The following is a 19,003-nucleotide window of genomic DNA, read 5'->3' as shown; positions in this document are numbered from 1 at the left end:
CTGCCGCAACACGGCAACGCAGCAACAGACGCCAAACCCTTCGCCCGACGATTAACGGTATAAGTGCCCAGCGACTCTGCATGCGGAAGGCGCGGCCTATACTGCTTTGGGCCGGCAGCATTGCCGGCACGCGTCGCGCCGCGTTGCTTGCATGGCGCACCTCGCGCAGCGCGACGTGGCACTCATTATTCACGGAGTTTCACGGTGATCCGCAAAGACGCTAAACGTAGCGCGCTGGTGCTGTTTTCCGGCGGCCAGGATTCCGCCACGTGCCTCGCCTGGGCGCTCGAACGTTATGAAACGGTCGAGACGCTCGGCTTCGATTATGGTCAGCGGCACCGCGTCGAGCTCGAATGCCGCGAAGGGTTTCGTAGCGCCGTAGTACGTGCATTTCCGGCATGGGCCGACCGCCTCGGCGACGACCATATGATCGATCTGTCGGTGCTTGGCTCGATCAGCGATACCGCGATGACACGCGAGATCGAAATCGAAGCCACTGCCAATGGTTTGCCGAACACGTTCGTGCCGGGCCGCAATCTCATGTTTATGACGATTGCGGCTGCCATCGCGTATCGGCGTGGTTTGCAGGTGCTGGTCGGCGGGATGTGCGAGACGGACTTCTCGGGCTACCCCGATTGCCGCGACGACACGATGAAAGCGTTGCAGGTTGCGCTGAACCTCGGCATGGATACGCGCTTCCTGCTCGAAACGCCGCTGATGTGGCTCGACAAGGCCGACACGTGGCGTCTCGCGCACGAATTGGGCGGCGATGAACTGGTCGAACTGGTGCGCGTCGAAACGCACACCTGCTATGTTGGCGAGCGCGCCGAATTGCACGCATGGGGCTTTGGTTGTGGCGAATGCCCGGCGTGCCGCTTGCGCAAGCGGGGCTACGAAGCGTATCTGGCCGGCGAAAAGGTCACCGAGCCGGTCTGACGGTCTGACGCTGGCGCAACGTGCGAACGGGCGCGGCGCAGGCAATCATTTTCAGGAACACAAGGCAGATAGCAGCATGACTTACGCGGTCAAGGAAATCTTCTACACATTGCAGGGCGAGGGCGCGAATGCCGGGCGTCCGGCCGTATTCTGCCGGTTCGCCGGCTGCAATCTGTGGTCGGGCCGCGAAGAAGATCGTGCGGAGGCCGTGTGCCGCTTCTGCGATACGGATTTCGTCGGCACTGACGGCGAGAACGGCGGCAAGTACCGCACCGCCGAAGAACTGGTGCAGATGATCGCGTCGCAGTGGCCGGAAGGCGAGGGCGAGCGCTTCGTGGTCTGCACCGGCGGCGAACCGATGCTGCAGATCGACCAGCCATTCGTCGACGCCCTGCATGCCGCCGGCTTCGAAATCGCCATTGAAACCAACGGCTCGCTGCCGGTGCTGGAAACGATCGACTGGATCTGCGTGAGCCCGAAAGCCGACGCGCCGCTCGTCGTCACGAAAGGCAACGAACTGAAGGTCGTGATTCCGCAGGACAACCAGCGTTTGTCCGACTATGCGAAGCTCGACTTCGAGTATTTCCTCGTCCAGCCGATGGACGGCCCGTCGCGCGACCTCAACACCAGGCTCGCGATCGACTGGTGCAAACGCCATCCGCAATGGCGCCTGTCGATGCAGACCCACAAGTATCTGAACATTCCCTGATTTGCCGTGCTGACGATTACACGAAAACTCGAATTCGACGCGGGCCACCGCATCCCCGATCACCGCAGCCAGTGCCGTAATCTGCATGGTCATCGCTATGTGCTCGAAATCACGCTGCAAGGCGACCTGGTCGACACCGAAGGCGCGCCGGATCGTGGCATGGTGATGGACTTCGCCGACGTGAAGTCGCTCGCGGTCGAGCATCTGGTCGACAAGTGGGACCATGCGTTTCTCGTCTACGAAGGCGACACGCAGGTGCGCGGCTTTCTGGACACCATGGCCGGCCACAAGACGGTCGTGCTCGATCGCATCCCGACCGTTGAAAATCTTGCCGCCGTCGCGTTCGACATTCTCGCGAACGTCTACGACGCGCATTACGGCGTGAATCTGCGCCTGCACAAGGTGCGCCTGTTCGAGACGCCGAACTGCTGGGCCGACGTGGTCCGCGACTAAACACACGGCCGCGCGGCTCAAGCTGCCGCGATCCCACCCCCGCGTTTTTGTCACGGTATGATCGTTCCGATAACCACACGGAGCGAGACATGCCGGTCACCGCATTGCGTCGCAGCAGGCATTCAGGCCGTCACGGCCTTGGCGTGGGTCTGTTCCACCACGCCAGCATCCTTAGCCTCATTTCGGACCCTGTGCCCCATCGTCAGGGGGCGCGGCAATGAGTACCTTCACGAATCCCCTCAAGCAACGCCTGAAAGAAGCCGATTCGCTGTTCGGCCTATGGCTGTCCCTCGGTAGCGATGCCGCAGCCGAGGCGCTCGCGCACGCGGGCTTCGACTGGCTGTTGATCGATATGGAGCACGCACCGAACGATAGCGGCGACGTCACGTCGCAATTGCGCGCGATCGCCGCCGCGCATCTGCCGAGCGAGCCGGTCGTTCGCGTGCCCGCCAGCGAGGCGTGGCTCGTCAAGCGCGTGCTGGACGCTGGCGCGCGCACGCTGATGTTCCCGAATATCGAATCCGCCGAGGAGGCGGCACACGCCGTGCGTCTAACGCAATATCCGACCGCCGAGGTGCTCGGCGGTCTGCGCGGCGTAGCGGGTGCAGTGCGTGCGGCTTCCTACGGCATGCGGCGTGATTACGTGCAGACCGCGAACGCGCAGATCGCGAACATCGTGCAGATCGAGTCAGCGCGCGGCTTGCAGGAAGTGGAGAAAATCGCGGCGATCCCTGGCGTCGATTGCCTGTTCGTCGGACCGGCCGATCTGGCCGCGAGCCTCGGCCACCTTGGCGATTCGAAGCATGCCGACGTGCAGGCGGCGATCGCGCGCATTGTCAGCGCCGCTGATAAGGCCGGTATCGCCACTGGCATTTTTGCTATGGATGTCGCGAGCGCAAAGCAGTATCGCGACGCTGGTTTTCGTTTTATCGCCTTGGCCGCCGACGTCATGTGGATGTTGCGCGCGACCCGCCAGGCGCTGCAGGAGGTGAGGACATGAAGGGGATGGTGCAGTGCGTCGTCGTTCGTCTGGCGGTCGCAGCGGCGTTGATAGCGAATGTGACGGCGTATGCGCAGGATCGGGTCGCGAAGTCGAATGATCCGCAGACGCAAACCGCGGTCGCCGACTACAACGCCGGCAATCTGAGCGCGGCGCTAGCCGAGTTCCATAAAGCGGCGGAGCGCGGCAGCCGGCTCGCCGAGTTCAACTACGCGATGATGCTGCTCAACGGCGAAGGCACCACAGCCAACGTCGACGAAGGCAAGAAGTGGCTGCGCAAGGCCGCCGACGCCAACATGTCGCACGCGCAGTACGTGTACGGCAAGATGTACGACGACGGCGAGTTCGTCGGGCGTGATCCGGTCGAGGCGCATCGGTGGTTCCTGAAGGCCGCGCAGCAGGGGCACGTGCAGGCGGAGCTCGCGCTGGCCAACCAGTTTCTCGATGGCCGGGGCACTCCCCGCGATAACCAGCAGGCCTTCGTCTGGTACAAAAAGGCGGCGCAAGGTGGCGACATGACCGCGCAATACGTGACCGGCTCGTTCTATGAGCGCGGCGGCGACGGTGTCGACAAGAACCTGAACGTGGCCCGCGCGTATTACGCGGCGGCGGCGGCGCAGGGCGATCCCGCGGCGAAACTCAAGTATCAGCAACTCAGCGCGCAGTTGCGCGATCAGAAGGAAGTGAAACCGCAGTGAATGAACAAAGGGGCGCTCCTTGCGGGGCGCCCCTTTGTCTGTTGAGCCTTCCCTCGACCGTTTTGAGTCGGCGCTTTTTTGGCTCTGCGGCCTTAGCTCCGCCGCTTTAACTCTGCATCAATCGCTTCTGCCGCGCGACGCTCATGATGAGACCGATCGCGACACCCAGCGTAGTCAGCGCGGTGCCCCCATAACTCATAAACGGCAACGGCACGCCCACCACCGGCAAGATCCCGCTCACCATCCCGATGTTGACGAACGCGTAGGTGAAGAACGCCATCGTGAGCGATCCCGCCAGCAGCCGTCCAAACAGCGTCGCCCCATTGGCCGCGATATACAGACCGCGCGCGATCAAAAGCATATAAAGCGTGAGCAGCACGATCCCGCCCGCCAGCCCGAATTCCTCCGAAAACACCGCGAAGATGAAATCGGTGTGCTTTTCAGGGATGAACTCCAGATGCGCCTGTGTGCCCTTCAGCCAGCCCTTGCCGAGCGGGCCGCCCGAGCCGATTGCGATCACCGCCTGGATGGTGTGAAAGCCCTTGCCGAGCGGATCGGAAGTCGGATCAAGCAGCGTGCAGATGCGATGCTTCTGATAATCGTGCATCAGCGGCCACTGCACTTCCGGCTGACAGATCTTGTCCTGGAACGCCGCGATGGAAGCGACCGCGATCACACCGGCAATCAGCACCGGCACGATCAGCTTGAAACTCAGCCCCGCGAAGTAAATCACGAAGAAGCCGGCCGCGAACACCAGCACGGCGGTCCCAAGGTCAGGCTGCTTGGCGATCAAACCGACCGGGACAATCAGGATCAGGAAGCCGACCAGAAAGTCATACCAGCGCATCACGCCTTCGCGGCGCTGGTAGTACCAGGCGAGCATCAGCGGTGTGGCGATCTTCAGAATCTCCGACGGCTGGATCACCACGCCGACGTTGATCCAACGCTTCGCACCTTTGCGCGTGAGGCCGAACAGTGCGACCGCGACCAGTAACGCGATTCCGAACGTATAAAGCGGGACCGCGAAGCGCATCAACGTGGTGGGCGGCACATTGGCCAGTGCCCACATCAGCACGAACGTCAGCATGATGTTGCGCAGTTGGTCTTCCACCCGGCCGGGCATGTCCAGCGTCGCGCTGTACAGCGTGACGATGCCGACGCACAGCAGCAGGAACACGATCAGTGCGAGCGGGCGGTCAAAGCCCGCGAACATCCGCTTGATGCGGTCGAGCCAGGCGCGCTTGTCGAATTGCATGCCTTTCTCCTTACTCGTCGATGCCGCCGGAAACCGGCTGGCGTGGCGACGTGGACTGAATGACGTCATCGCGCGACGGGGCTGCGGCGCTCGGCGCCGGCTCGTTGCTCGGGCGGGGTTTGTGCGGGACACTGGATTTACGCGGCGGCGGGTTCCTGGCAGCGGTGGACGCAGACGCGGCAACGGCCGCCGACGCGCCGGACGCGGCAGCCGCATCTGTCGGCGCCGACGTCGCAACTGGTGCCGATGCGGCCGCCGCCGCGGAAGCCGCCGCTGCGGCCGAAGCCGAAACCGGCATAGGCAATGCGGTAAAGCCTGCCGCGACCTTGACCGGCAGCGCGCCGTCCTGCGTGGGGGCATCGCCCACTTGCGGCGCGGATGCATCCTGAGTCGCCGAGGCCGCTGCAGCGATAGCCGCCGCTTCCGCGCCGGGCTTGTTCTTGCCGACCAGGTAGTAATCGAGCACCCGCCGCGCGATCGGGCCCGCCGATTCCGCACCCCAGCCGCCGTTTTCGACGATCAGCGCGAGTGCGATTTTCGGTTGCTCGGCCGGCGCGAAGGCGATGAACAGCGCGTGGTCGCGCAGATGCTCGGCGACCGCATGGCCCTTGTAGTTCGCGCCTTGCAGCGAGTAGACCTGCGCGGTACCCGTCTTGCCCGCTGCCTGATAGGGCGCGCCGATGAACAGTTTCGACGCCGTGCCGTTCGTCACGACACCTACCATTGCCCGCTTGATGATGTCGATGTCCGATTGCTTCACAGCGATCTTGTAGCTGGGATCGCGTACGACTGCGCGCGTTTCTTTCGTGATCGGATTCTCGATGTCGCGCACCAGGTGCGGCTTCATCACGATGCCGTTGTTGGCGAGCGTGGCCGTGGCGTGCGCGAGTTGAAGAATGGTGAACGAGTTATAGCCCTGGCCGATGCCCAGACTGATCGTTTCGCCTTCATACCAGCGCTGCTGCTCGGGCTTGCGGTACGCCTTGCGCTTCCATTCCGTCGACGGCAGGATGCCGCGCGCTTCGCCCGAAATGTCGATGCCGGTGATCTGCCCGAAGCCCCACGGTTTCATGAAGTTGGCGATCGCGTTGACGCCGAGATCGTGCGCGAGCATGTAGAAATACGTGTCGTTCGACACCACGATCGCGCGGTTCATGTCGACCCAGCCCTGGCCCGAGCGCACGTCGTTGCGGAACGTGTGGCCGCCGAATGTGTACGAGCCCGGATCCTGGAACCCCCAGCTCGGCGTGCGCTTATGCAGCGTCAGCGCGGCGAGCGCCATGAACGGCTTATAGGTCGAGCCCGGCGGATAGGTGCCGTGCAGCGGGCGATTCAGGAGCGGATGGTCCGGCGAATTGTTGAGCTCGTCCCAGGTCTGCTGATCGATGCCGTCGACGAACGAATTCGGATCGAAACTCGGCGCCGACACGAACGCGAGTACGTCGCCCGTTGCCGGTTCGATGGCGACCAGCGCCCCGCGGCGGCCTGCAAACGCCTGCTCGGCGACCTCCTGCAGGCCAATATCGAGCGAGAGTTCGAGGTTGTTGCCGGGCGTTGCCTGGGTGCGTGACAGCGTGCGCACGGGCCGCCCGCCGGCGGTCACTTCGACTTCCTCGAAACCGGTCTGGCCGTGGAGTTCCGTCTCGTAGCTCTGCTCGACGCCGATCTTGCCGATGTAGTCGGTACCCTTGTAGTTGTTCGCGTCCAGACGCGGATCGTAGTGATCCGGATCGCTGTCGTTCTGATCGCTGGCGTCGTCGATCCGCTCCTGATCGCGCTGCGAAATCCGGCCGATGTAGCCGATCACGTGGGCGGCCGTCGCCCCGAGCGGGTATTGGCGGAACAGGCGCGCGCGCACTTCCACGCCCGGAAAGCGGAAGCGTTGCGCGGTAAAGCGCGCGACTTCGTCGTCGGTCAGGCGGGTGCGGATCGGCAGGCTCTCGAAGTTCTTCGAGTCTTCCTGCAGCTTCTTGAAGCGGCGGCGGTCGCGTGCATCGATCGAAACAACCGTGGCCAGGTTGTCGATCACGTTTTCGAGCGTGTCGTTCAGCTTCGACGGCGTGATTTCGAGCGTGTACGCCGAGTAGTTCTTGGCGAGCACCACCCCGTTGCGATCGGTGATGATGCCGCGGTTCGGCACGATCGGCGCGACTGAGATGCGGTTTTCGTCGGCTTGCAGCGAGTACTTGCTGTAGTGCCAGACTTGCAGGAACAGGAAACGGAAGCCGATCAGCCCGAAGCAGACGAACACGAACACGCCCGCCGCCGCGACCCGCAGGCGGAACTTCGAGAGCTGTTGCTGAGTGTCCTTGAATTCGGTCATGCGATTCTGCAAAAGGCCGCGTGACGGCCGTCATGAGTGTGCGCCCAAACCGGCCGGAACCGGGAGGCATGAATAGCGATGCGCGTCGAGCAGGCCGGGAGCGTGGGTGCCATCACACAGGCCGGTGCGCTCGATGCATGACTAAATCGGCCGCGTATCGTCCGGGTCGGCCGGACGACGCTGCGGCATCAGGAGCAGCATGCTGGCAATCGGCCACAGCGCGGCTTCGACAAAACCGTCGATCAGGTAACTCCAGCCCGGAAATGCCGCACCCGTCAGCAGACGGATCACGAACGGCACCAGTTGCGCGACGACTAGCAGCGGCATGACCGCGAAGGTCTGCACGCCGAGCGACATCCACAGCACCCGGCGATGGATCGTAATCGCACCGTACGACAACAGCGTATACGCCAGCGCGTGTTCGCCAAGCAGGCTGGCGTTGTGCACGTCCATCAGCAAACCGAGAAAGAAGGCGATGCCCATGCCGACCTTGCGCGGCTGGTGCACGTTCCAGAACAGCAGCACGAGCGCGACGAAGTCCGGCACGCCGGCGAGGCGCCCCCACGGCATCAGGTTCAGCAAGAATGCCGCGGCGAGGCTAAACGCGATGAAGTACGGATTGACCGGCTGCAGAATGTATTGCGGACGGTTCATGGCTTGGTCCCCGGCGTGGCTTGCGGCTTCGCGCTCTTGTCAGCGGCCGGCTTCCTTTCGTTGGTGGTCTTCTTCTCCGCGGCGGCGGGTTTGCTCGACGGGGCTTTCTCAGCGGCCTTGGCGGCGGGTTTTTCAGCCGGCTTCGCCGCGGACTTATCCGTCGTGACCTTGCTGTCCGCGGGTTTGCCGCCCTTCTTTGCTTTCGCGTCCTTCGCGGCGGTAACCGCATCGGGCTCTTCCGCCGGACGCGGCGGCACGTTGTTTACATAGTGCAGCACCAGCAACTGGCGCGCGCCACGTACCGGCGCGACCGGCAAGCAGATCACGCGCGCGAACGCCGTGTCGGCCTGTTTGTCGACCCGCACCACCTTGGCGACCGGCAGCCCCGGCGGATAAACGCCGTCGAGCCCGCTAGTGACGAGTTCGTCGCCGGTTTGCACGTCGGCGCTGATCGGTACGAAGCGCAGGTCGAGCGTATCGCCCTTCGGCGTGCCGTAAATCACGCTGCGCAAGCCGGTGCGCACGATCTGCACGGGCACTGCCTGATCCTTGTCGGTGAGCAGCGTCACTTCGGCTTGCAGCGGGAACACGCGCGTTACCTGACCGATCACGCCGTCTTCGTTGACGACCGGCGAACCGTCCTGGACGCCTTGCTGGGCACCGCGGCCGATCACGACCTTCTGCGTGAACGGATCGCGCGTGTCGTACTGGATCTCAGCAGGCAGCGATTGTGTGGTCGAGCGCTGGGAGAGTTGCAGCAGCGCGCGCAAATGGGCGTTTTCGGCGGCCAGTTCGGCGGCCGTATTGGCTTGCTGCGAGAGCTGAAGATCTTTGGCGCGCAGCGTGTCGTTTTCGTGGCGCAATGTGGCGCTGGTCACGGCCAGGTCGGCGGCGCCCATGAAGATGTCGCGCGGCACGAGGGCTGCGCGTTGCAACGGATAAAGACCCGCGCCGAGCACGCCGCGAACGATTTCGAGCGTTTTGAAGCGTGCGTCGGAGATCAGCAGGGCGAGCGCCAGCACGACGAAAAAAACCAGCCGTGCGAGGGCGGAAGGGCCTTGCTTGAACAGGGGCGGCGGACTGTATTCCATGGTCGGCGCCGGGGACGTGGGCGGTTGGGTGAGACGGCGGCGCGCGAGGAACGCGCGTTCAGCGCGCGGAGGCTGGCAGGCCCAGCCAACGGCAAACCGGCCCGCAAGGGGCCGTTTGCCTGATCCGCGCTGCTGACATGGAGACGGGCTCGCTTACTCGTACGAGAAGATGCTGCCCAGCTTGTCCATGCGTTCGAGCGCCATGCCCGAGCCGCGCACAACGCAGGTCAGCGGGTCTTCGGCGACGAGCACCGGCAGGCCGGTTTCTTCGGCCAGCAGGCGGTCCAGATCGCGCAGCAGCGCGCCACCGCCCGTCAGCATCATGCCGCGCTCGGCGATGTCGGCGCCCAGTTCCGGCGGCGTCTGTTCGAGCGCGATCTTTACCGACGACACGATCTGATTCAGCGGATCGGTGAGGGCTTCGAGAATTTCGTTGCTGGAGATGGTGAAGCTGCGCGGAATGCCTTCCGACAGATTGCGGCCCTTCACTTCCATTTCCTTGACTTCGGAACCCGGGAACGCGGAGCCGATTTCTTTCTTGATGGCTTCAGCGGTCTGCTCGCCGATCAGCATGCCGTAGTTGCGGCGGATGTAGTTGACGATGGCTTCGTCGAACTTGTCGCCGCCGACGCGCACCGAGCCCTTGTACACGATGCCGCCGAGCGAGATCACGCCGACTTCGGTCGTGCCGCCGCCGATGTCCACGACCATCGAGCCGGTTGCTTCCGACACCGGCAGGCCCGCGCCGATTGCCGCTGCCATGGGTTCTTCAATGAGGTAGACCTGCGAAGCACCCGCACCGTGCGCGGCTTCCTTGATGGCGCGACGCTCGACCTGGGTCGAACCGCACGGCACGCAAATGATGATGCGCGGCGACGGCGAGAACATGCGCGATTCGTGAGCCGTTTTGATGAACTGCTTGATCATCTGCTCGGTAACGGTGAAGTCGGCGATCACGCCGTCTTTCATCGGGCGGATCGCCTCGATGTTGCCCGGTACCTTGCCGAGCATCTGCTTGGCTTCCTTACCGACTGCCTGAATGGTTTTCTTACCGTTGGGACCGCCTTCCTGGCGGATCGAGACCACCGACGGTTCATCAAGAACGATACCCTTGCCACGCATGTAGATAAGCGTGTTGGCAGTGCCGAGGTCAATCGCCAGATCGTTGGAGAAGTAGCTGCGCAGAAAACCGAACATTCAAAATCCTGTCTCGCTTGGGGCCGGCCCTCGCAACGTATGCGCAGGGCGGCAGCGGAAAAAATAACAGCTTCAACCGGGCGGAAGCGGCGCCACAGGAACTTGAAGCTGCGAGGGAGTCTACCGGAGGCCGGTACAAAGCCTGGTCAGAAAAATCCGAACTATCTTTGGGAATTGTTCAGAAAGGCCTTGGTAAGTCGGTCCGGGTTTGGGTCGAACGCGTAATGATACCTTATAATTTTGGATGTTTTGAAGGAAACGGACGGCACTTTTTGCCACCGCTGACCCCTTTACCGAGGTCTTCCTCCAGCGTCGTAACCCGCTGTCGCAGCATCGTTTTCCCGCGCTGCGGCGGTCCACCACATTTTCCGGTGACAGCATGGCTCTGACCCTGACCGATGTAAAACGCATCGCGCACCTCGCGCGGCTTGAACTGGCCGACGCCGACGCTGAGCACACGCTCGCCCAGCTCAATGATTTTTTCGGCCTCGTCGAGCAAATGCAGGCGGTCGATACCACCGGCATCGCCCCGCTTGCCCACCCGATCGAGCAGATCGAAGACGTCGCGCTGCGTCTGCGTGACGACGCGGTAACCGAAACGGTCGACCGCGAAGCTTTCCAGCGCCCGGCGCCGGCTGTGCAAGACGGCCTGTACCTGGTGCCGAAGGTGATCGAGTAAGACCCGCGAATAAAGCCCAGGATAAACGCAATGCATGAAAAAAGCTTGACCGAACTGCGCGCCGCACTGGCGGCCAGGGAATGCTCCGCAGTCGAACTGGCGCAGCTGTATCTGAAGCGGATCGACGCGGCCAACAGCCTGAACGCCTTCATTCAGGTCGACCCCGATCTCACGCTCGTGCAGGCGAAAGCCGCCGACGCGCTGCTTCACACCGGCCACGCCGGTCCGCTGGTCGGCCTGCCGATCGCGCACAAGGACGTGTTCGTCACCAAGGGCTGGCGCTCCACCGCCGGCTCGAAGATGCTGTCGAACTACGAGAGTCCGTTCGATGCGACGGTGGTCGCGCGCCTGCAGAACGCCGGCATGGTGTGTGTGGGCAAGACCAATATGGACGAGTTCGCGATGGGCTCGTCCAACGAGAATTCGTACTTTGGCCCCGTGCAGAATCCGTGGGATCGTAAGGCTGTGCCGGGTGGTTCGTCGGGTGGCTCGGCGGCTGCAGTCGCGGCGCGCCTCGCACCCGCTGCAACCGGCACGGATACGGGCGGCTCGATTCGTCAGCCGGCTTCGTTCTCCGGCATCACCGGCATCAAGCCGACGTACGGCCGTGTGTCGCGTTACGGGATGATCGCGTTCGCGTCGTCGCTGGATCAGGGCGGCCCGATGGCGCAGACCGCCGCGGATTGCGCGACGCTGCTCAACGCCATGGCCGGTTTCGACGAGCGCGATTCGACCAGCCTCACGCGCGACGACGAAGACTTCACGCGCTACATCGGTAAGACGTGGAAGGAAGATGGCGCGGACAAGCCGCTCGCCGGTCTGCGCATCGGTCTGCCGAAGGAATACTTCGGCGCAGGCCTTGCCGACGACGTGCGCGCTTCGATCGACGCCGCCTTGAAGCAATACGAAGCGCTTGGCGCCACGCTGGTGGAAGTCTCTCTGCCGAAAACCGAGCTCTCGATCCCGGTGTACTACGTGATCGCGCCGGCGGAAGCCTCGTCGAACCTGTCGCGTTTCGACGGCGTGCGCTTCGGCCATCGCGCCGCGGAGTACCGCGATCTGCTCGACATGTACAAGAAGTCGCGTGCCGAAGGCTTCGGTCCGGAAGTGAAGCGCCGCATCCTGGTGGGCGCCTATGTGCTGTCGCATGGCTACTACGACGCGTACTACCTGCAAGCCCAAAAGATTCGCCGCATCATCGCGCAGGACTTCCAGGAAGCGTTCAGGCAGTGCGACGTGATCATGGGGCCGGTCGCGCCGTCGGTGGCGTGGGACCTCGGCGCGAAGGGCGACGATCCGGTGCAGATGTATCTGGCCGACATCTACACGCTGTCGGTGAGTCTCGCCGGTTTGCCGGGCATGAGCGTGCCGTGCGGCTTCGGCGCGGGCGCGAATGCGCAGCGTCCGGTGGGTCTGCAGATCATCGGCAACTATTTCAATGAAGCCCGGATGCTGCAAGTAGCCGACGCGTTCCAGCGCGCGACCGACTGGCATCGCAAAGCACCGGCAGGAGTGTGAGCACCATGACCAAGCAATGGGAAGTCGTGATCGGTCTGGAGACCCACGCGCAACTGTCGACCCAATCGAAGATTTTTTCGGGCGCCCCCACGCAATTCGGCGCTGCGCCCAACACGCAAGCGTGCCCCGTCGATCTCGCGTTGCCGGGCTCCTTGCCGGTGATGAATCGCGGCGCCGTTGAGCGTGCGATTCAGTTCGGCCTCGCGATCGGCTCCACAATCGCGCCGCGCAGCATCTTCGCGCGTAAGAATTATTTCTACCCCGATCTGCCGAAGGGTTATCAGATCAGCCAGTACGAAATTCCCGTGGTGCAGGGCGGCCAGGTGACGATCCAGGTCCCGGCCAACGAAAAGGCGGGCAAGGAAGCGTACGAGAAGGTCGTCAACCTGACGCGCGCTCACCTCGAAGAAGACGCGGGCAAATCGCTGCACGAAGACTTCGCGGGCATGACCGGCATCGATCTGAATCGTGCCGGCACGCCGCTGCTCGAAATCGTCACCGAGCCGGAAATGCGCAGCGCGGCGGAAGCGGTTGCGTATGCGAAGACGCTGCACACGCTGGTCACGTGGCTCGGCATCTGCGACGGCAACATGCAGGAAGGCTCGTTCCGTTGCGATGCGAACGTGTCGGTGCGGCCGGTCGGTCAGGCGGAATTCGGCACGCGTGCCGAGATCAAGAACCTGAACTCGTTTCGCTTCCTCGAAGAAGCCATCCAGTACGAAGTGCGCCGTCAGATCGAATTGATCGAAGACGGTGGCACGGTGGTGCAGGAAACGCGTCTGTACGACCCGGACAAGCGCGAAACGCGCTCCATGCGCAGCAAGGAAGACGCGCACGATTACCGCTATTTCCCCGATCCCGATCTGATGCCGCTGGTAATCGACGCGGCATGGGTCGAGCGCGTGAAGAGCGAGATGCCGGAACTGCCGGAAGCGATTCAACGGCGCTTCGTGTCGCAATACGGCCTGACGCCGTACGACGCCAACGTACTGACGTCGAGCAAGGCCATGGCTGCGTACTACGAAGCGGTTGTGCTCAAGGTCGGCCCGGCGCAGGCGAAGGTCGCGGCTAACTGGCTGATGGGCGAAGTGTCGTCGCAACTGAATCGCGAAGGCGTCGATTTCGCCGATAGCCCGGTGTCCTCCGCGCAACTCGCGCTGCTGTTGCAACGTATCGCCGACGGCACGATTTCCAACAAGATCGCCAAGGAAATTTTCCTCGCGATCTGGGAAGAGAAGGCCACCGACGAAGCCGCTGCCGATCGCATCATCGAGGCGAAGGGTTTGAAGCAGATTTCGGACACCGGCGAGCTGGAAGCGATCATCGACGAAGTACTCGCCGCGAACCAGAAGTCGGTTGAGGAATTCCGCGCCGGCAAGGAAAAGGCGTTCAACGCGCTGATCGGCCAGGCGATGAAAGCGACCAAGGGCAAGGCGAATCCGGCGCAGGTGAACGAACTGCTGAAGAAGAAGCTCTCCTGAGTTGAAGCCAAGCTGAAGCGCAGTTGAAAAAACACGGTTGAAGCGCGAGCTTCAGTCATCACGGGCTGTTGCCGGAAACGAAAGTGGGGCAACGGCCCGTTTCATTTTGCGGGTACGTTTAAACGCAGATCACGGAGTGTGTGAATGGCGAAGCAACCCGGCCTCGACGATTTCCGCGTACCGTATTTCGACGAAGGCAAAAAGAACAGCAAATTCTCGCTCGACGCTTTCGATCCGGGCGCCAAGCCTTTTTCGACGGGCTCGAAAGATTCCGACCGCGCGAGATTGTCGGAAATCGGCGCGAGGCTCGATACGTTGCAGGAGTGCCTGCACGCGCAGCAGAAGCGTCGGGTGTTGCTGGTGCTGCAAGGCATGGACACCAGCGGCAAGGACGGTACGATCCGCGCCGTGTTTCATGAAGTCGATCCGCTTGGTTTGCGTATCGTGCCGTTCAAGGCGCCGACGCCTGTCGAATTGGCCCATGATTTTTTGTGGCGCGTGCATGCGCAAGCGCCCGCAGCCGGCGAACTGACGATCTTCAACCGCAGTCACTACGAAGATCTGCTGGTGCCACGCGTGCTCGGCAACCTGGATGCCGAAGCATTCGAGCGGCGCTGCTGCCATATTCGCCAGTTCGAAGCGCTGCTGGCCTGCTGTGGTACGACCGTCGTCAAATGCATGCTGCACATTTCGAAAGACGAGCAGCGCGCGCGTTTGCAAGCGCGTATCGACGATCCGAGCAAGCACTGGAAATTCGACGTCGCCGATCTCGAAGCCCGCAAGCAGTGGGACAAATATCAGGCAGCGTATCGCGACGCGCTGGCCGCGACTTCGACGGATTACGCGCCGTGGTATGTGATTCCGGCCGATTCGAAGACCCATCGAAATGTGATGGTCGCCGAGTTGCTGCTGCGCACGTTCGACGCGCTGAAGCTCGAATATCCTCCGGCTAAAGAATCGCTGAAGGGCATCAAGGTCGAGTGACCCTTTGCCTTCGCTCTTTGCTCTCACAACGAATCGAACATAAAAGGAACGACATGTTGCGTGTGATTACCGCCAACCTGAACGGCATCCGCTCAGCGGCGAAGAAGGGCTTTTTCGAATGGTTCGGCGAACAGAAAGCCGACGTGTTGTGCGTGCAGGAAATCAAATGCTCGCAGGACGATATGACGCCCGAATTCATGGCGCCGCACGATTACACCGGGTATTTCCAGCATGCGGTGAAGAAGGGCTATAGCGGCGCGGGCGTGTATACCCGTCATGAGCCTGATGAAGTGGTGATCGGCTTCGGCAGCGAGGAATTCGATCCGGAAGGGCGCTATGTCGAACTGCGTTTCGGCAAACTGTCGGTCATCTCGGTCTACGTGCCGTCGGGGTCGAGCGGCGAAGAACGCCAGCAGGCCAAGTTCCGTTTCATGGACGAGTTCATGCCGCATCTTGCGGAACTGTCCCAGGAGCGCGAAGTGATCGTGTGCGGCGACGTGAACATCGTCCACAAAGAGATCGACATCAAGAACTGGAAGAGCAACCAGAAGAACTCAGGTTGTCTGCCGGAAGAGCGCGAATGGCTGACCAGACTGTTCGACGAAGTGGGCTACGTCGACGTGTTTCGCACGCTCGATCAGCGGCCGGAACAGTACACGTGGTGGAGCAATCGCGGTCAGGCGTATGCCAAGAACGTGGGGTGGCGGATCGATTATCAGATCGCGACGCAGGGTATCGCGAGCAAGGCGAAACGCACCGACGTGTTCCGCGATATCAAGTTCAGCGACCATGCGCCGCTGACGGTCGATTACGACCACAGCGTGGTGAGCTAGCAATACAGGTACACCGGGACGAAAAGTGCGCAGGCGATGCCGTGCTTGCCCGATGTACCGATAGCGGCCTTTCCTCGCAGTTCCTCCGGGCCCTGTTTATGCGCTCGCCGCGGCGCCGCTATCAACGTCCGGCGAGTGTGCATAGTACTTTTGCCCGTCGCAGTACACGCCACGTGGGTCATGCAGTGCGCACGGCCAGGAGGTGAAGGCGGCGACCGAGTCGTGTACGTACTCGGCCAGCAGGCTATCGACTGCGGGAGGAATTTCACTCGAATCGTCCCACGACGAGAGGATCAATTTCTCGTAATCGGTCAACGGGCGTGGCCGTGGTGGTGGCCAATCGCGATCAGCGTGACGAGGTTCGATTGGATTGCGCAGAAATGCGATCCGCTGCACGAGTCGCCGTTGTTCGCCCAGTAACTGTTTTGCTTGCGCCTCGGGCTGGGCAGGCACGTCGTACACCCATGTGTTGGGTTGGCAGGGCGGATGGTCCTGATCCGTAGCAGGCGGCACGCTTGCGCAGACGGTCCGGCTGACTTTGTTGTAGAGCTGGCCAAGCACGCGTAGATCGGAACGCTGCCGTGCAAGCGTGCCGCGCCAGCGGAAATTCAGGCGGCGGTGGGCGTGAATCAAGGATTCGAGGTCGTCGCCGGTCGCTTCCGGCAAGGCGGCCATGTAGTTCTGGTATAGGCTCAATACCGGGTTGTCGTCATCGAGTGCGTAGTCAGTGCGCATATCCAGGTCCAACTGCCGTGGCAACTGCATCGGCACACCGGCACGCAGGGCATCGGCCAGCATATGACGCAACGGAATGCGTGCTAGGTCACTACTACGGCCCTGTTCGTCGGGCGCATAGCCACCGCCAACGTCCGAATGCACGCCCGGGTACACCACCTCCTCGCAGTTGGCGGGGTACTTGCGTCCCACGCGCACCGAATCGAGCGGAAATGCCTGGCGTACTTCGTGCGCCGAGACGTAATGCACGCACCGTTCCACCTCAGGCGGAATCGCCAGCTCTGATGCCCAGTCGAGATGCAGGGCGGGGCCGCCGACTGATGCAACCGTATCGAACAGGCCCATGAAATTGATGCGCAGTGGCACGCGCTCGCCGTTCGGGGCGAGCCAGATCAGGCCGCTGTCCGTGCGTTCGCTCTTCATGTCGATCAACCGGCGCACGAAGGCGCGTGCTTCTGTCGCGCCGCGCGAGAACCCGAAGATGGCGACCTTGATGAACTGCATGCACTTCCATGCAGCCGCGCCCCATTCGCGTTCGAGAATGCGGGAAAACTCGGCAAGCGCGAACTTGATGCGCAGGTCGCCACCTGCGCCCAGTCCGAGTCCTCGCACGCCTCCCGGGTCGTCTTCGAGGGTGTCGGTATAGCCGGCTACTTTTTTGATTCGGAAGGGCGTCCCGACGCCGGAGATGTACGTTGGCGAAGACCCAAGCCGTTGTCGGTCATCGACGGCTGCACCGAAGAGCTTGGCAATGTTCGAATGTCTGTTGAGCGGTAGATCGCGCTCCAGATTGTTGTTGGTCCCGTCAAAGAAGAACGACAGCTTAGGATATAGGCGGCACTTGGCGTCCATATACGTGTACGGTCCGTCCTTGTTGGACGACGCGAACAGTTCCTTGAGGCGCTTTTCTGCGCCTTGAATGGCAGCGCTGTCAATTTCTTTGTCGGTGATTGGCGCACTGGCCAGGCGAACAGTCATCAGTTTTCCTGTGGAAGTGAGTTATCTATCGGCACAGCCCGATCTGGAAGGCGAAAACGCCAGTTCGGCCGTATTGAGGTCGCGCAGAATCACGCAGACGTAGGCGTCGTCCCTGTTTGGATCGGGGTCGCTGTGTGGGCCACCTGCTGGGAAGCGGGCTACAACAGTGCGCTGTTCGCGAGGTTTCGTGATGGCTTTGGTCTCTGGATTTTCTTCTGTGCCCCATGTCCATGTGACTGCCACCGGCTGGCTCCAGTCGGCAAGGCCGGGATAACAGCAGGCGGCCGCTCCTCCTCCAGCATGTCTGGTCACATTTCCCGCCCAATACTTGTCGATGAAGATGTTCATTGCGTAGCGGTCCGTATGATTGATGGGCACCATCGCCATGGCGCTTCCGCCAGATGCAAACGGATCATCCGGCAGTGCGGCGGACCCGGCACATGCCGAGAGCGTGACCACCGCGCACGCAGCGAGGCTTGTCAAACGGAACGAGGTCGGTTTCATGCAGCCTGTTCTCCTGAAGTGAGTTATCTATCGGCACAGCCCGATCTGGAAGGCGAAAACGCCAGTTCGGCCGTGTTGAGGTCGCGCAGAATCACGCAGACGTAGGCGTCGTCCCTGTTCGGGTCGGGGTCGCTGTGTGGGCCATCTGCGGGGAAGTGAGCCACGACGGTATGTTTTTCGTCGGGCTTCGTAACGGCCTTTGTTTGGGGGTCCTCTTCCCAACCCCAAATCCATGTGACTGTTACCGGCTGGCTCCAGTTAGCAAGGCCGGGATAACAGCAGGCGGCCGCGCCTCCTCCGGCGTGTCTGGTCACATTGCCCGCCCAGTATTTGTCGACGAAGATGTCGGCGGCATAGCGGTCCGTATGATTGATGGGCACCATCGCCATGGCGCTTCCGCCAGATGCAAACGGATCATCCGGCAGTGCGGCGGACCCGGCACATGCCGAGAGCGTGGCCACCGCGCACGCAGCGAGGCTTGTCAAACGGAAAGAGGTCGGTTTCATGCAGGCTTTTCTCCTGAAGTGAGTTATTTATCGGCACAGCCCGAAGCGGACGGCGAAAACGCCAGTTCGGCCGTGTTGAGATCGCGCAGAATCACGCAGACGTAGGCGTCATCCCTGTTCGGATCGGGGTCGCTGTGCGGGCCATCTGCGGGGAAGTGAGCCACGACGGTATGTTTTTCGTCGGGCTTCGTAACGGCCTTTGTTTGGGGGTCCTCTTCCCAACCCCAAATCCATGTGACTGTTACCGGCTGGCTCCAGTTAGCAAGGCCGGGATAACAGCAGGCGGCCGCGCCTCCTCCGGCGTGTCTGGTCACATTGCCCGCCCAGTATTTGTCGACGAAGATGTCGGCGGCATAGCGGTCCGTATGATTGATGGGCACCATCGCCATGGCGCTTCCGCCAGATGCAAACGGATCATCCGGCAGTGCGGCGGACCCGGCACATGCCGAGAGCGTGGCCACCGCGCACG

At 62.3% G+C, this 19,003-nt stretch carries 19 protein-coding genes; 10 read left to right on the top strand and 9 right to left on the bottom strand.

Annotated elements, in window-relative coordinates:
* Positions 1-204: 204 nt before the first annotated feature.
* From queC to ACAX43_RS30435, 5 genes are all read left to right on the top strand, one after another.
* Positions 205-936: a 7-cyano-7-deazaguanine synthase QueC gene (queC, locus tag ACAX43_RS30455; protein ID WP_370712054.1), complete on the top strand. Its 732-nt coding sequence runs from the start codon at positions 205-207 to the stop codon at positions 934-936.
* Between the two features lie 76 nt (positions 937-1,012).
* The gene (queE, locus tag ACAX43_RS30450) at positions 1,013-1,645 is read left to right on the top strand and encodes a 7-carboxy-7-deazaguanine synthase (protein ID WP_370712053.1); all 633 of its coding nucleotides are present in this window, start codon (positions 1,013-1,015) and stop codon (positions 1,643-1,645) included.
* 6 nt (positions 1,646-1,651) lie between these two features.
* Positions 1,652-2,098, top strand: coding sequence for a 6-carboxytetrahydropterin synthase QueD (gene queD / locus ACAX43_RS30445; RefSeq protein ID WP_115781555.1), 447 nt, complete (start codon positions 1,652-1,654; stop codon positions 2,096-2,098).
* 217 nt (positions 2,099-2,315) lie between these two features.
* Complete coding sequence (locus ACAX43_RS30440) at positions 2,316-3,098, top strand: HpcH/HpaI aldolase/citrate lyase family protein (protein ID WP_370712052.1); 783 nt, start codon at positions 2,316-2,318, stop codon at positions 3,096-3,098.
* Entirely contained in the window at positions 3,095-3,796 is a 702-nt protein-coding gene (locus ACAX43_RS30435) for a tetratricopeptide repeat protein (RefSeq protein WP_370712051.1), read from the top strand. Before ACAX43_RS30440 ends, ACAX43_RS30435 begins: the two co-directional genes overlap by 4 nt.
* Before the next feature lie 106 nt (positions 3,797-3,902).
* Here the strand turns inward: ACAX43_RS30435 and rodA are convergent, their stop codons facing one another.
* From rodA to ACAX43_RS30410, 5 genes are all read right to left on the bottom strand, one after another.
* Positions 3,903-5,051, bottom strand: coding sequence for a rod shape-determining protein RodA (rodA, locus tag ACAX43_RS30430; protein WP_370712050.1), 1,149 nt, complete (start codon positions 5,049-5,051; stop codon positions 3,903-3,905).
* 10 nt (positions 5,052-5,061) lie between these two features.
* A complete protein-coding gene (gene mrdA / locus ACAX43_RS30425; protein ID WP_370712049.1) occupies positions 5,062-7,374 on the bottom strand; it encodes a penicillin-binding protein 2 in 2,313 nt (770 codons plus the stop codon).
* 141 nt (positions 7,375-7,515) lie between these two features.
* On the bottom strand, positions 7,516-8,028 hold the full coding sequence (gene mreD / locus ACAX43_RS30420; protein ID WP_370712048.1) for a rod shape-determining protein MreD: 513 nt from the start codon (positions 8,026-8,028) through the stop codon (positions 7,516-7,518).
* Positions 8,025-9,119 carry a rod shape-determining protein MreC gene (mreC, locus tag ACAX43_RS30415; RefSeq protein ID WP_370712047.1) on the bottom strand — a complete coding sequence of 365 codons (1,095 nt, stop codon included), beginning with the start codon at positions 9,117-9,119 and terminating at the stop codon, positions 8,025-8,027. The genes mreD and mreC overlap by 4 nt, the downstream gene beginning before the upstream one ends.
* Before the next feature lie 153 nt (positions 9,120-9,272).
* Positions 9,273-10,316 (bottom strand): rod shape-determining protein, encoded by a 1,044-nt coding sequence (locus tag ACAX43_RS30410; protein ID WP_004189550.1) that lies wholly within the window; start codon positions 10,314-10,316, stop codon positions 9,273-9,275.
* 379 nt (positions 10,317-10,695) lie between these two features.
* On the opposite strand from ACAX43_RS30410, the gene gatC reads away from it, so the two are divergent.
* The 5 genes from gatC to ACAX43_RS30385 all read left to right on the top strand — a co-directional run bounded on the left by gatC (position 10,696) and on the right by ACAX43_RS30385 (position 15,811).
* On the top strand, positions 10,696-10,995 hold the full coding sequence (gene gatC, locus ACAX43_RS30405; RefSeq protein ID WP_063494470.1) for an Asp-tRNA(Asn)/Glu-tRNA(Gln) amidotransferase subunit GatC: 300 nt from the start codon (positions 10,696-10,698) through the stop codon (positions 10,993-10,995).
* 30 nt (positions 10,996-11,025) lie between these two features.
* Complete coding sequence (gene gatA, locus ACAX43_RS30400; RefSeq protein WP_370712046.1) at positions 11,026-12,513, top strand: Asp-tRNA(Asn)/Glu-tRNA(Gln) amidotransferase subunit GatA; 1,488 nt, start codon at positions 11,026-11,028, stop codon at positions 12,511-12,513.
* 5 nt (positions 12,514-12,518) lie between these two features.
* Complete coding sequence (gatB, locus tag ACAX43_RS30395) at positions 12,519-13,994, top strand: Asp-tRNA(Asn)/Glu-tRNA(Gln) amidotransferase subunit GatB (RefSeq protein ID WP_370712045.1); 1,476 nt, start codon at positions 12,519-12,521, stop codon at positions 13,992-13,994.
* 144 nt (positions 13,995-14,138) lie between these two features.
* Positions 14,139-14,978 (top strand): PPK2 family polyphosphate kinase, encoded by an 840-nt coding sequence (locus ACAX43_RS30390; protein WP_370712044.1) that lies wholly within the window; start codon positions 14,139-14,141, stop codon positions 14,976-14,978.
* A gap of 53 nt (positions 14,979-15,031) precedes the next feature.
* A complete protein-coding gene (locus ACAX43_RS30385; protein ID WP_370712043.1) occupies positions 15,032-15,811 on the top strand; it encodes an exodeoxyribonuclease III in 780 nt (259 codons plus the stop codon).
* Between the two features lie 96 nt (positions 15,812-15,907).
* Here ACAX43_RS30385 and ACAX43_RS30380 read toward each other — a convergent pair whose 3' ends face one another.
* The 4 genes from ACAX43_RS30380 to ACAX43_RS30365 are packed head-to-tail and all read right to left on the bottom strand — an operon-like array spanning position 15,908 to position 18,923.
* Positions 15,908-17,524, bottom strand: a complete 1,617-nt coding sequence (locus tag ACAX43_RS30380; RefSeq protein WP_370712042.1) for a DUF2235 domain-containing protein — start codon at positions 17,522-17,524, stop codon at positions 15,908-15,910.
* 21 nt (positions 17,525-17,545) lie between these two features.
* Positions 17,546-18,028, bottom strand: a complete 483-nt coding sequence (locus ACAX43_RS30375) for a DUF3304 domain-containing protein (protein WP_370712041.1) — start codon at positions 18,026-18,028, stop codon at positions 17,546-17,548.
* A gap of 23 nt (positions 18,029-18,051) precedes the next feature.
* Positions 18,052-18,534, bottom strand: coding sequence for a DUF3304 domain-containing protein (locus ACAX43_RS30370; RefSeq protein WP_370712040.1), 483 nt, complete (start codon positions 18,532-18,534; stop codon positions 18,052-18,054).
* A 23-nt stretch (positions 18,535-18,557) separates the two neighbouring features.
* Positions 18,558-18,923 (bottom strand): DUF3304 domain-containing protein, encoded by a 366-nt coding sequence (locus ACAX43_RS30365; protein WP_370712039.1) that lies wholly within the window; start codon positions 18,921-18,923, stop codon positions 18,558-18,560.
* Positions 18,924-19,003 lie beyond the last annotated feature (80 nt).

The organism is Paraburkholderia sp. IW21 (assembly GCF_041321145.1).
Classification (GTDB): Bacteria; Pseudomonadota; Gammaproteobacteria; order Burkholderiales; family Burkholderiaceae; genus Paraburkholderia.
This window is presented reverse-complemented; position numbering and strand designations above follow the sequence as displayed.